Origin of the sequence: Aeromonas sp. R7-1, from assembly GCF_040908115.1 — a bacterium.
Lineage (GTDB): Bacteria > Pseudomonadota > Gammaproteobacteria > Enterobacterales > Aeromonadaceae > Aeromonas > Aeromonas caviae.
Genome location: NZ_JBFODD010000018.1, coordinates 16,766 through 29,279, shown reverse-complemented (window position 1 = coordinate 29,279; position 12,514 = coordinate 16,766). Strand labels below are relative to the sequence as shown.

The following is a 12,514-nucleotide window of genomic DNA, read 5'->3' as shown; positions in this document are numbered from 1 at the left end:
CGCCCTGATTGTTGTTCTATTCGCTGGTGCTGACTTGCGGTCTTGACGCAAGAGAGTGAACCCGTGCTCACTCGTCCATAAAGAGTTCGAGCAGCACGTTGAGGTAGCGATGCCCGAGGGACGTGAGCTGCCAGCTGTCGCCAAGATCCTCGACAAGCTCCTTGGTCCGGGCGATGGCGAGCATGGTCTCTACCCGCTCCAGCGGTAGCCCCGTGAAGGCCTCGAACTCCGCCTTGGGGGCCGGTTCAAACAACCTGAACCGGTTCATGAAGTACTCGAGCGGCAGATCGTCCGCACTCACCTGCCATTGGTTGTCCAGATAGGGGCGGCTCGGATCCAGATAACCTTTCGGATGCTTCACCTTGGCGGTGCGCAGGATCTGCTGGTTGGCAAGATCCGTCACCTTGCCGTGGGCGCCGCAGCCGATCCCCAGATAGTCGCCAAAGCGCCAGTAGTTGAGGTTATGGCGGCACTGATACCCCTCTTTGGCATAGGCCGAGATCTCGTACTGCTGATAGCCCTGGGCGGTCAGCATGGCGTGGCCCTGCTCGTAGATGTCCCACAGGGTGTCATCTTCCGGCAACGTGGGGGGCTTGGAGGCGAATGCCGTGTTCGGCTCTATGGTGAGCTGATACCAGGAGAGGTGCGGCGGCGCGCAGTCGATGGCCTGCTGCAGGTCGTAGAGCGCATCGTCCAGGCTCTGATCCGGCAGGCCGTGCATCAGATCCAGGTTGAAGGTGGGAAGCGCGATGGCGTGGGCCAGTTCGGCGGCCTTGCGCGCCTCCTCGGGGCCGTGGATGCGGCCGAGCCGGGTCAATTTCTCCTGCTGGAAGCTCTGCACCCCGATGGAGATGCGGTTGATACCGGCCCGCTGGAAGCCGGCGAACTTGTCCGCCTCCACCGTGCCCGGGTTGGCCTCCATGGTGATCTCGCAGTCCGGGGTCAGTGCGATCCGTGCGCGCACCCCGTCCAGCAGCGCCTGCATGGCGTCGACGGAGAGCAGGCTCGGCGTGCCGCCACCGATAAAGATGGAGGAGAGGGGGCGCCCCTGGGCCCAGTGCAGATCCTGCTCCAGATCCTCCAGCAGGGCCGCCACGTACTCGAGGTGGGGCAGCACCCCCTTCTGGGCGTGGGAGTTGAAGTCGCAGTAGGGGCACTTCTGGACGCACCAGGGCACGTGGATATAGAGGGAGAGGGGCGGCAGTTGCAGCATGGGATTTCCAGTATTCAACAATCAAAAGGGGTCGGGTGGCCCTGGTTGCCGGTGACAACGGGCGGGGCGCCGCGAACGAAACGGGGGCCGACGGCCCCCATTGTAGATGACAACGCGGCGGGAGACAGCGCTTTAGTTGACCGCCGCCAGGGCCGCTTTGAGCTTGGCCAGGGCCTGGCCACGGTGGCTGAGCTGGTTCTTGAGCTCCGCCGGCATCTGGGCCGAGGTGCAGTCGTGGTCGGGGACGAAGAACACGGGGTCGTAGCCGAAGCCGTGCTGACCGCGGGGTTCGTCGATGATCATCCCTTCCCAGCTCGCCTGGCAGATGATGGGGGTGGGATCGTCGGCGTGGCGCATGTAGACCAGCACGCACCAGAAGCGGGCGCTTTTCAGGTAATCCGGCGCGCCCTTGAGCTCGGCCAGCAGCTTGTCGATGTTCTCCTTGTCGCTGGCACCGGCACCGGCAAAACGGGCGGAGTAGACGCCGGGGCGGCCGTGCAGCAGATCCACTTCCAGGCCGGAGTCGTCGGCCACGGCGGGCAGGCCGGTGACGCGGGCGGCGTGGCGGGCCTTGATGATGGCATTCTCGACGAAGGTGGTGCCGGTCTCGTCGGCATCGGAGACTGCAAACTCGCTCTGCGGGATCACCTGGATCTTCATATCGGCCAGCATGGCGGCCAATTCCTTCACCTTTTTCTGGTTCCCTGTTGCCAGGACAAGCTTGTTCATCACACACCTCCGCAAAAATAATCTGCGCATTCTATGCGGGGGAGGGGTTTAGTAAAAGCGCCAATTGCCCGGGATCCGGTGCCAACGGGGGATCCTGGTTCCACCCCCTGAGAGGTAGAAGAGATACATGTTTCCAGCAGGGAATAACCGAAGTGATTAAATACCATTTCAATTCATTACTCTGAGTCAGTAGACTCGCGGCCCAATCGATATTCCTAGGGCTTGAGGTGACTGATGCCATTGATTCTTTTGCTTGTACTCCTGGTGTTGTTCAGCCCGCTGGCCATCGACATCTATCTGCCTGCCATCCCCCAGATGGCCGAGCAGCTGGGGGCCGAAGTGACCCTGATGCAGGGCACCATTACCTGGTTCCTGTTCAGCATGGGGCTGGGGCAACTGCTGGTGGGGCCGCTCGCCGATCGCTACGGACGCAAACCCATTGCCCTGGGGGGCGTGCTGCTCTACGGCCTGAGCGCCCTGGCAGCCGGCTTTGCCGCCAGCCTCGGCGAGCTGATGCTGGCGCGGGTGCTGCAAGGCTTCGGGGCCTGCGCCACCTCGGTGGCCGCCTTCTCGGTGGTCCGTGACAGCTATGGCCCCAAGAAGAGCGGTCAGATGATCTCCTATCTGAACGGTGCCATCTGCTTCATCCCCGCACTGGCGCCCCTGCTGGGTGGCTGGCTCACCGCCAAGGCGGGCTGGTCGGCGAACTTCTGGTTCATGGCGGGTTACGCCGTCGTGGTCGGCAGCTGGCTGCTGTGGCGGATGCCGGAAACCCGCCCTGAGGAGACCAGCAGTGCTGGCCCGCTCATCAGCTGGTCCCGCTACAGCCCGGTGCTGCGCTCCCCGAGCTTCCTGTTCAACGCGGCGCTGTGCATGCTGGCGATGGCGGTGATCCTCGCCTACGTGACGGCGGCGCCGGTACAACTGATGGTAACCCTGGGGCTGGACATGAGTGGCTTCAGCTACTGGTTTACCGCCAATGCGGCCCTCAACATCCTGGCCTGCTTCCTGGCCCCGCGCTTCATCGCCCGGGTAGGGCCAAGACGGACCCTGCGCATCGGCCTGCTGGTGCTGCTGCTCTCCGCCATCACCCTGACCCTGGCCATGCACATCCCGCACCCGCTGGCCATGATGGGTCCGGTGTTCCTCTCCAGCATCGGCTTTGCGATGATCCTGGGCGCCGCCGCCGGTATGGCGCTGGCCCCCTTCGGCCACTGCGCCGGGACTGCGGCCGCCCTGCTCGGCCTGTTCCAGATGAGCGGCTCCGGCGCCCTGGTGGGGATCACCGGTTGGCTGATGCCGGATCCCCTGAGCCAGCTGGCCCTGCACATGTGGCTGCTGCTGCCCCCGCTGGTGATGCTGATGACCCGCCAGGGCCGGCGCTTGTGTTTGCAATAAATCCTGTGCTCTGATGAGCACACTCAGGGGGCCTTGAGCCCCCTTCTCTTTTTCAGGCGACCCGCCTGCCTCGCATGATCACAGACCCGTGGAGAAAACCGGATGAGCCACACAATCAACGCCGCCCTGGTGGGATACGGCTTCGCAGGACAGACCTTTCACGCCCCCTTCCTGGCCACGACCCCGGGCCTGACCCTGCGCTGGGTGGTGAGCCGGGATGCCGCCAAGGTACAGGCCGCGTTGCCCGGCACCCGGGTCGGCACCCTGGAGCAGGTGCTGGCCGATGACAGCCTCGATCTGGTGGTGATCGCCACCCCCAACGACACTCATGCCCCCATCGCTCGCGAGGCCCTGCTGGCGGGCAAGCACGTGGTGATCGACAAGCCGTTTGCCCTGGATCTGGCCGAAGCGAAGGCGCTGGTCGAGTTGGCGGAGAAGCAGCAGCGGCTGCTCAGCATCTTCCACAACCGACGCTGGGACGGGGATTTCCTCACGGTGCGCCGTCTGCTGGCGGAGGGGGTGCTGGGGCAAGTTGCCCAGTTCGAATCCCACTTCGACCGTTATCGCCCCGAGGTGCGCCAGCGCTGGCGCGAGGCGGGCGGCCCGGGCTCCGGTCTCTGGTTCGATCTCGGCCCTCATATCCTGGATCAGTCGCTCCAGCTGTTCGGCCAGCCGGACTGGTTGCAGGCGGATCTGGGCAAGCAGCGCCCCGGGGCCCTGGCGGACGACTACTTCCATGTGGTGCTGGGTTATGGCGAGATGCGGGTCATTCTGCACGGCAGTTGTCTGGTGTCGGCCGTGATGCCCCGCTTCGTGGTGCACGGCAGTCAGGGCTCCTTCATCAAGTTCGGCATGGACGTGCAGGAGGAGCAGCTCAAGGAGGGCAAGCGGCCTCCGGCGGCGGACTGGGGCGTGGATCCCGCCCCCGGCCAGCTCAGCCAGATCCGGGACGGTCAGCTCCTGCAGCAGACCGTGGCCGGCGAAGCGGGGGACTACGGCGCCTACTATCGCGGTGTCTGCGCCGCCATCCGAGGAGAAGGGGAGAACCCGGTGCCGGCCGACGAGGCCCTGGCGGTGATGGCCTTGCTGGACCTGGCCCGGGAGAGCGACCAGCAGGGGCAGCGCCTGCCTTGTCAGAAGCTGTCTGACTGACGGCGTAATCCGGCAGCGCCGAGAGCCTGACAGAAAGACAATGGCTGACTGGCAATCGTCAGGTAATTGGCGATTTGTTGTGCGAATTTGGTGGTGAATGGGTGTTTTATATTAATATTTGTCGTTGCAGCAGTGTTTCTTATCATGCCAACGAGAAAATATCATTGTGATACGCGTTTTCATCGGCCGCATATGGGGATATATTTCGCGCGCCTTCGGGCTCCAGCGGCCGGTGTGCCGACAGGAGCCGGGGCGTACAGTGATGGTCCCTGCACCATCTCTCCATCTTTTTTTGAGGGTATGCACATGAACAAAGTACTGGTAGCCGGTATCCTGGGTCTGATGTTGACCGCCTGTGGTCAGAAAGAAGAAGCTGCCGCTCCGGCTGCGACCCCGGCCGCAGACGTTGCTGCCACTGTCGAGAAAGCCGCTAGCGAAGCGTCTGCTACCGTCGAGAAGGCTGCTTCCGAAGCTTCCGCTACTGTCGAGAAGGCTGCCGCTGACGTGGCCACCAAGGCTGAAGCTGCCGTGAGCGATGCCAAGGCCAACTAAGCCAGCACCTCATTGAAAAACGGGCCCGGCGCACTCGCGCCGGGCCCGTTTTTTTACGGCCATGGAAGGGCGTTGCCCGGTCAGCCGAGGGGTTCCACCAGCAGGATGTGGGAGTCGGCCCCCACCACCTTGACCCGGCTGCCGGCCGGCAGCGGCGCGTTGCAGCGCACCGTCCAGACGGTGTCGTCCAGATGCACCCGGCTCATCCCCTGGCTGACCTCGTCCAGCAGGGTCAGCTCGCGGCCCATGTAGCTTTGTATCCGCTCGTTGATGGGAGCGGCGGCATCCAGCCCGGAGCGATCCCGGCGATGCTGCCAGCGCCACCAGGCCCAGGTGGTGAGCAGGGATTGCAGGGCGAAGAGCAGCAACTGCGCCTGCCAGCCGAAGGGCCAGACCAGCAGCAAGAGTCCCACCTCCAGGGCGGCGATGCCGGTCCAGAGCAGAAAGCCCACCGACCCCATCACCTCGATGGCCAGCAGCACGAAGCCGAGTCCCAGCCAGTGCCAGTGGGTCAGCCCCTCGAACAGGGCTGTCATGATTTGCCCGCCTTGCCGTCTTTGTTGAACAGCTCGGCCATGCCCGCCACCGAGCCTATCAGGCTGCCCGCTTCCAGGGGCATCATGATGATCTTGCTGTTGGGGCCTTCACCGATGCGGGCCAGGGCCTCGGTGTATTTCTGGGCCACGAAGTAGTTGATGGCCTGCATGTCGCCCTCGGCGATCGCCTGGGAGACCATGTGGGTCGCTTTGGCTTCCGCCTCGGCGGCCCGCTCCCGCGCTTCAGCGGCGAGGAAGGCGGCCTGACGCTCACCCTCGGCTTTCAGGATCTGGGACTGCTTCTCCCCCTCGGCCTTCAAGATCTTGGACTGGCGCACCCCTTCGGCCTCCAGCACCTCGGCCCGCTTCTGGCGCTCGGCCTTCATCTGGGCGTTCATGGCTTCTACCAGGGCGAGGGGCGGGCGCACATCCTTGATCTCGATCCGGGTCACCTTGATGCCCCAGGGGGCGGTGGCGGCATCCATGGTGCGCAGCAGCTTCTCGTTGATGGTGTCGCGCTGGGAGAGCATCTCGTCCAGCTCCATGGCGCCGAGCACGGTCCGCATGTTGGTCATGGTGAGATTGCGGATGGCACTGGTGAGATCATTGACCTCGTAGCCCGCCTTGCGGGCATCCACCACCTGCACGAAGCTGATGGCGTCGATGGTGACGTTGGCGTTGTCCCGGGAGATCACCTCCTGGGCCGGGATGTCCAGCACCTGCTCCATCATGATGATCTTGTGGCCGATGCGGTCGATGTAGGGGATCAGCAGGTTGAGGCCTGGGGAGAGGGTGCGGGTGTAGCGGCCGAAGCGCTCCACGGTCCAGTTGTAACCCTGGGGCACTATCTTGATGCCGGCACTCAGGGTGGCGAGTACCAGGAATATGAAGATCCCCAATACAATCAATGACTCATTCATGATTAAGCTCCTTATGAAACACTTTCACTAGCCTAGGGTCTGGTGCCATCCACCACAAGCAGATTCGCTTCTCTATTGCCGCCACACGGCTTTACTAATTACCAAAACGCATTAAAGAGCATTTTTTATTATTTTGAGGGATAAGCGCTCCTGCCTATAGTCGCCCCAGATGTCGCGATGCCGAGGAGCGGGCCCTGATGGATTATTTACCTATGTTTGCCAGGTTGGAAGGCCGCCCGGTACTGCTGGTGGGCGGGGGCGAGGTTGCCCTGCGCAAGGCGCGCCTGCTGCTGGCGGCAGGTGCCCGGATCACCCTGGTCTCTCCCGCGCTCGAGCCCGAGTTCCAGGAATTTGCCGGTCGCTTCACCCATGTGGCGACGCGTTTCGACCCGGCCCACCTGGCAGGGCAGATCCTGGTGGTGGCCGCGACCGACGATCTCGAGGTCAACGCCCTGGTCTACCAGAGCGCCACCGAGCGCGGTCTGTTCGTCAACCTGGTGGATGACCCCGAGCGCTCCAGCTTTATCTTCCCCTCCATCATCGATCGCAGCCCCATCGTGGTGGCCGTCTCCAGCGGCGGCAAGGCCCCCGTGCTGGTGCGTCTGTTGCGCGAGCGGCTCGAGAGCCTGCTGCCCCGCCATCTTGGTGGTCTGGCGGAGCTCTCCGGCCGGGTGCGCCGCCGTGCCAAGCAGGTGCTGGCCTCCCTCTCCGATCGCCGCCGCTTCTGGGAGCGCGCCTTTGCCTCCAACACCCTGGCCGGTCTGATTGAGAAAGCCGATTGGCAAGGGGCCGAGCAGTGGCTGAACGAGGGACTGGACAAGGCCCGTACCGAAGTGGGGGAAGTGGTGCTGGTGGGGGCGGGCCCGGGAGATCCTGGCCTCTTGACCCTCAAGGCGCTGCAACAGATCCAGCAGGCCGAAGTGGTGCTCTATGACCAGCTGGTCTCCCCCGAGATCCTGGACCTGGTGCGCCGCGACGCCACCCTGGTGTCGGTCGGCAAGAAGGCGGGTGCCCACAGCGTGCCCCAGGAAGAGACCAATCGCCTCTTGGTGGAATACGCCAAAGCGGGCAACCGGGTGGTGCGCCTCAAGGGGGGCGATCCCTTCATGTTCGGTCGTGGTGGCGAGGAGCTGGAAGTGCTGGCCGAGGAGGGCATTCCCTTCTCCGTGGTGCCCGGCATCACCGCCGCCGCCGGTGCCACCGCCTATGCGGGCATTCCGCTCACCCACCGCGACCATGCCCAGAGCGCCGTCTTCATCACCGGCCACTGCCAGAAGGAGGGCAAGGAGCCCGACTGGCAGCAGCTTGCGGCCACCAACCAGACCCTGGTCATCTACATGGGGCTGATGCGCTCCGAGCATATCCAGCAGCAACTGGTGAGCCATGGCCGACGCGCCGCCACCCCTATCGCCATCATCGAGCGGGGCACCACGGCCCGTCAGCGGGTGCTGACCGGCACCCTGGCGGATCTGGCCGAACTGGCCCAGCAGGCGGTGAGCCCCTCCCTCATCGTCATCGGTGAAGTGGTGGCCCTGCGCCAGCAACTCGCCTGGTTTGGCGAACAGGGGCAAGGGCAGGAGGCAGCAAGCGGTCACGAACTCAAGCTGGTGAGCCTGGCCTGAGAGGCGAGACCCGAATCGATTTGACGGTGCGGCCAAGGCGGCACCGAACTGAACCAACACCGCGCCCCGAGCAGGTGCGATAGCAATGAACCGAGGACCCAGACATGGACCGTGAAAGACTGACCCAACTGCAGCCATCCGATGCACAAAGCATCCGTGCAGGTGTCACCCGCGAGCGACTGACTCACCTGCAGCAACTGGAAGCCGAGAGCATCCATATCATCCGCGAGGTGGCCGCCGAATTTGAAAACCCGGTGATGATGTACTCCATCGGCAAGGACTCCTCCGTCATGCTGCACCTGGCCCGCAAGGCCTTCTACCCGGGCAAGATCCCCTTCCCCCTGCTCCACGTGGACACCAACTGGAAGTTCAAGGAGATGATCAAGTTCCGGGACGAGACCGCCAAGAAGTACGGGCTGGATCTCATCGTCCACAAGAACCCGGACGGTCTGGCCATGGACATCAACCCCTTCGTGCACGGCAGCAGCAAGCACACCGACATCATGAAGACCGAGGGGCTCAAGCAGGCGCTCAACAAATACGGCTTCGATGCCGCCTTCGGTGGTGCCCGTCGCGACGAGGAGAAATCCCGCGCCAAGGAGCGTGTCTACTCCTTCCGCGACAAGTCCCACCGCTGGGATCCGAAGAACCAGCGCCCGGAGCTGTGGCGCGTCTACAACAGCCAGGTCAACAAGGGGGAGAGCATCCGTGTCTTCCCGCTCTCCAACTGGACCGAGCTGGACATCTGGCAATACATCTATCTCGAGAACATCGACATAGTCCCGCTCTACTTCGCGGCCATGCGCCCCGTGGTGGATCGCGGCGGCATCAAGATCATGGTGGATGACGATCGCATGCCCATCGGCCCGGAAGACGAAGTGAAGCAGGAGCTGGTGCGCTTCCGTACCCTCGGCTGCTACCCGCTGACCGGGGCCATCGAATCCAATGCCACCACCCTGCCGGAGATCATCGAAGAGATGCTGATCACCACCTCGAGCGAGCGGCAAGGGCGGCTCATCGACCACGATCAGGCCGGCTCCATGGAGCAGAAGAAGCGTCAGGGCTATTTCTAAAAAAATGTTCTAAGGAATCGCAACATGAACAACCACATTCAGACCGCCATCAGCGAACAGGGCATTGAAGCCTACCTGCACGCCCAGCAGCACAAGAGCCTGCTGCGTTTTCTCACCTGCGGCAGCGTGGACGACGGCAAGAGCACCCTCATCGGCCGCCTGCTGCACGACTCCCAGCAAATCTATGAAGATCAACTGAAGGCACTGGAGTCCGACAGCCAGAAGCTCGGCACCACCGGCGAGAAGCTGGACCTGGCCCTGCTGGTGGACGGCCTGCAGGCGGAGCGCGAGCAGGGCATCACCATCGACGTGGCCTACCGCTATTTCTCCACCGCCAAGCGCAAATTCATCATCTCGGACACCCCGGGCCATGAGCAGTACACCCGCAACATGGCCACCGGCGCCTCCACCTGCGATCTGGCCATCATCCTGATCGACGCCCGCAAGGGGGTGCTGGATCAGACCCGCCGCCACAGCTTTATCGCGAGCCTGCTCGGCATCAAGCAGTTCGTGGTGGCAGTGAACAAGATGGACCTGGTGGAGTTCAGCCAGGAGGTGTTCGATCGCATCAGCTTGGAGTACCGCGAATTTGCCAAGAAGCTCAACGTCGACACCATCCATATCGTGCCGGTCTCGGCCCTGGACGGTGACAACGTGGTGAACCCGAGCGACAAGCTGGCCTGGTATCAGGGCGAGACCCTGCTCTCCTTGCTGGAGTCAGCCGAAGTGGAGCGCGAGCTGGAGCGTCACCCGGTGCGCCTGCCGGTGCAGTACGTGAACCGCCCCAACCTCGATTTTCGCGGCTTCGCGGGGACGCTTGCCTCCGGCATCCTGCGGGTGGGCGACAAGCTTGCCGTGCTGCCGTCCGGCAAAGAGAGCACGGTGACCCGCATCGTCACCTTCGACGGGGATCTGGAGTACGCCCTGCCGGGTCAGGCCATCACGGTCACCTTCGCGGACGAGATCGACATCAGCCGGGGCGACCTGCTGGTGGACGCGGCGAACAAGCCCCAGGTGACCCAGAACGTGCTGGCTCACATCGTCTGGATGGGGGAAGAGTCCCTGCAACCGGGCCGGGTCTATGACGTCAAGCTGGCGACCAAGAAGAGCCGTGGCCAGGTGGAGGCCATCCGCCACCGCATCGAGATCAACAAGCTCGACGAGCTGCCCGCCTCCGAGCTCAAGCTCAACGAGATCGGCCTGTGCGAATTCAGTCTGACCGACCCGGTGGCGTTCGACCCCTACAAGGAGATCCGCGACACCGGCAGCTTCATCCTCATCGACCGGCTGACCAACGTCACCGTCGGTGCCGGCATGATAGTGGAAGGGCTGGCGGCCAAGGTGATGGCAGGGCAATACAGCGAGTTCGAAGTGGAGCTCAACGCCCTGGTGCGCAAGCACTTCCCCCACTGGCAGGCGCTGACCATCAGCAACGATTCCGGCAAGGAGTAAGCCCATGACCTGGCAACAATCCCTGGTGCTGGGTCTGCTGGCTGCCCTCGTCGCCCTGCTGATCCAGGGCAAACTCCGGCCGGCGCTGCTCTTCTCGGGCGCCGTGCTCATCACCTACCTGAGTGGCCTGGCGGACATCAACGCCGTGGTGGCGGGCTACACCAACAGCGCCCTGCTGACTCTGGTGTTGCTGCTGCTGGTGTCGCTCGCGGTGGAGAAGACCCGGGTCATGAGCTGGTTTGCCAACCTGGTGGGCACCGGCTCCTTCAACAAGGTGCTGGTGAAGGTGTGGTTTTCCACCGCCTTCCTGTCGGCGTTCGTCAACAACACCGCCGTGGTGGCGTCCATGCTGGGGGCGGTCAAGCGCAACCCCAACCATGCGCCCTCCCGGCTGCTGTTGCCCATGTGCTTCGCGGCGACCTTTGGCGGCGTGCTGACCCTGATCGGCACCTCCACCAACCTCATCGTCAACAGCTTCCTCATCAAGATGGGGGCCAAGCCGCTCGGCATGTTCGACTTCTTCATGGTGGGGGCGGGGACCCTGCTGACCGGCCTCATCGCCGTGCTGCTGTTTGCCCGCCACCTGCCGGAGCAGGACACCGAGATGAGCCGGGAATCCGGCTATTTTCTCGAGGCCAAGGTGGGCCCCGGCTCGCCGATGGCCGGGCGCAGCGTCAAGGAGAACGGCCTGCGCAGCCTGAAAAGCCTCTATCTCGCCGAGATCATCCGGGGCAACCAGGTGATCTGCCCGGTTCAGCCGGAACACGAGCTGCACGAGGGGGACATGCTGCTGTTTTGTGGCGACGTGGAGAGCGTCGGCGTGTTGCAGGAGCTCAAGGGGCTGGATCTCTACGGCCAGCATCGCCTCAACGGCCAGCACCTGGTGGAGGTGATCGTCAGCCACAGCTCGCGCCTGGTGGGGCAGACCATCAAGGATGCGGAGTTTCGTACCCACTTCGATGCGGTGGTGCTGGCGGTGCGCCGGGGCGAGACCCAGCTCACCGGCGGCCTCGGCCAGATTGAACTGCACGCAGGGGACACCTTGCTGCTGGCCCCCGGCCCCAAGTTTGCGGGCAACAAGTCCCTCTCCCGGGAGTTCGTGGTGGTGAGCGGGCTGGAGGCCTCCACCCGGCTTGATGCCACGCGCAGCGCCGCCGTGGTGGCGGGGTTCCTCGGGGTGCTGACCCTGTCGGTGTTCGATCTGGTGCCGCTCTTCAAGGGGCTGCTGGTGATGCTGGTGGTGCTGCTCTTCTCCCGCATCCTGACCCTGGACGAGATCCGCCGCCGCTTTCCGCTGGATATCTGGCTGGTGGTGGGCGGGGCGCTCGCCATCGCCGATCAGCTGGAGAAGAGCGGCCTGGCCAAGCTCATCGCCGACTGGCTGATGGGGGAGTTCAACGGGGCCAGTCCCTTTATCGCCTTCGTGGGTATCTATCTGTTTACCCTGGTACTGACGGAGCTGATGAGCAACAACGCGGCGGCGGCCCTGGCCTTCCCCATGGGATTCCAGCTGGCGCTCAGCATGGATGTCTCCACCATGCCGTTCATTCTGGCGGTGCTGTTCGGGGCGAGCTCCAGCTTTATCCTGCCCTACGGCTATCAGACCAACCTGATGGTCTATGCGGCGGGCAACTACAAGATGCCGGATTATCTCAAGCTGGCCCTGCCGGTCTCCCTGGCCTACAGCATCGGGGTGATCGTCATGGTGCCCTTGCTGTTTCCGTTTTAAGGTCTGATACCGGGGGATGTGTTAAGGGCTGCTTATGTTAGCGCAGCTTTTATCAAGGCTGCTTATGATACAGGGGAGTGCCAGGGCACTGGCATCCAGGCGTGAGCGCCAATCAGGGGGGGTTGCATGCGCAATATC

The 12,514-nt window shown here is 63.6% G+C and carries 11 protein-coding genes; 7 read left to right on the top strand and 4 right to left on the bottom strand.

Annotated elements, in window-relative coordinates; genetic code table 11:
- Window positions 1–67: 67 nt before the first annotated feature.
- Entirely contained in the window at window positions 68–1,213 is a 1,146-nt protein-coding gene (gene hemW / locus AB5Y51_RS02340) for a radical SAM family heme chaperone HemW (RefSeq protein ID WP_368178000.1), read from the bottom strand.
- Window positions 1,214–1,345: 132 nt separating this feature from the next.
- Window positions 1,346–1,942 (bottom strand): RdgB/HAM1 family non-canonical purine NTP pyrophosphatase, encoded by a 597-nt coding sequence (gene rdgB, locus AB5Y51_RS02335; RefSeq protein WP_010675605.1) that lies wholly within the window; start codon window positions 1,940–1,942, stop codon window positions 1,346–1,348.
- A 234-nt stretch (window positions 1,943–2,176) separates the two neighbouring features.
- Between rdgB and AB5Y51_RS02330 the strand changes: the two genes are divergently transcribed.
- From AB5Y51_RS02330 to AB5Y51_RS02320, 3 genes are all read left to right on the top strand, one after another.
- A complete protein-coding gene (locus AB5Y51_RS02330; RefSeq protein ID WP_042016327.1) occupies window positions 2,177–3,340 on the top strand; it encodes a multidrug effflux MFS transporter in 1,164 nt (387 codons plus the stop codon).
- Window positions 3,341–3,442: 102 nt separating this feature from the next.
- Window positions 3,443–4,492 carry an oxidoreductase gene (locus AB5Y51_RS02325; protein ID WP_042864964.1) on the top strand — a complete coding sequence of 350 codons (1,050 nt, stop codon included), beginning with the start codon at window positions 3,443–3,445 and terminating at the stop codon, window positions 4,490–4,492.
- 306 nt (window positions 4,493–4,798) lie between these two features.
- Window positions 4,799–5,044 carry a hypothetical protein gene (locus tag AB5Y51_RS02320; protein WP_010675602.1) on the top strand — a complete coding sequence of 82 codons (246 nt, stop codon included), beginning with the start codon at window positions 4,799–4,801 and terminating at the stop codon, window positions 5,042–5,044.
- An 80-nt stretch (window positions 5,045–5,124) separates the two neighbouring features.
- Here the strand turns inward: AB5Y51_RS02320 and AB5Y51_RS02315 are convergent, their stop codons facing one another.
- Both AB5Y51_RS02315 and AB5Y51_RS02310 read right to left on the bottom strand, forming a co-directional pair.
- The gene (locus AB5Y51_RS02315; RefSeq protein ID WP_368177999.1) at window positions 5,125–5,580 is read right to left on the bottom strand and encodes an NfeD family protein; all 456 of its coding nucleotides are present in this window, start codon (window positions 5,578–5,580) and stop codon (window positions 5,125–5,127) included.
- Window positions 5,577–6,500 (bottom strand): SPFH domain-containing protein, encoded by a 924-nt coding sequence (locus tag AB5Y51_RS02310; RefSeq protein ID WP_029314806.1) that lies wholly within the window; start codon window positions 6,498–6,500, stop codon window positions 5,577–5,579. Before AB5Y51_RS02310 ends, AB5Y51_RS02315 begins: the two co-directional genes overlap by 4 nt.
- 197 nt (window positions 6,501–6,697) lie before the next feature.
- Here AB5Y51_RS02310 and cysG point away from each other — a divergent pair, with 197 nt between their 5' ends.
- From cysG to AB5Y51_RS02290, 4 genes are all read left to right on the top strand, one after another.
- Window positions 6,698–8,122, top strand: coding sequence for a siroheme synthase CysG (gene cysG / locus AB5Y51_RS02305; protein WP_368177998.1), 1,425 nt, complete (start codon window positions 6,698–6,700; stop codon window positions 8,120–8,122).
- A gap of 104 nt (window positions 8,123–8,226) precedes the next feature.
- On the top strand, window positions 8,227–9,195 hold the full coding sequence (gene cysD, locus AB5Y51_RS02300) for a sulfate adenylyltransferase subunit CysD (protein ID WP_104454738.1): 969 nt from the start codon (window positions 8,227–8,229) through the stop codon (window positions 9,193–9,195).
- A 24-nt stretch (window positions 9,196–9,219) separates the two neighbouring features.
- Entirely contained in the window at window positions 9,220–10,647 is a 1,428-nt protein-coding gene (gene cysN, locus AB5Y51_RS02295) for a sulfate adenylyltransferase subunit CysN (protein ID WP_368177997.1), read from the top strand.
- Window positions 10,648–10,651: 4 nt separating this feature from the next.
- Complete coding sequence (locus AB5Y51_RS02290; RefSeq protein ID WP_201922881.1) at window positions 10,652–12,376, top strand: SLC13 family permease; 1,725 nt, start codon at window positions 10,652–10,654, stop codon at window positions 12,374–12,376.
- Window positions 12,377–12,514: the final 138 nt, after the last annotated feature.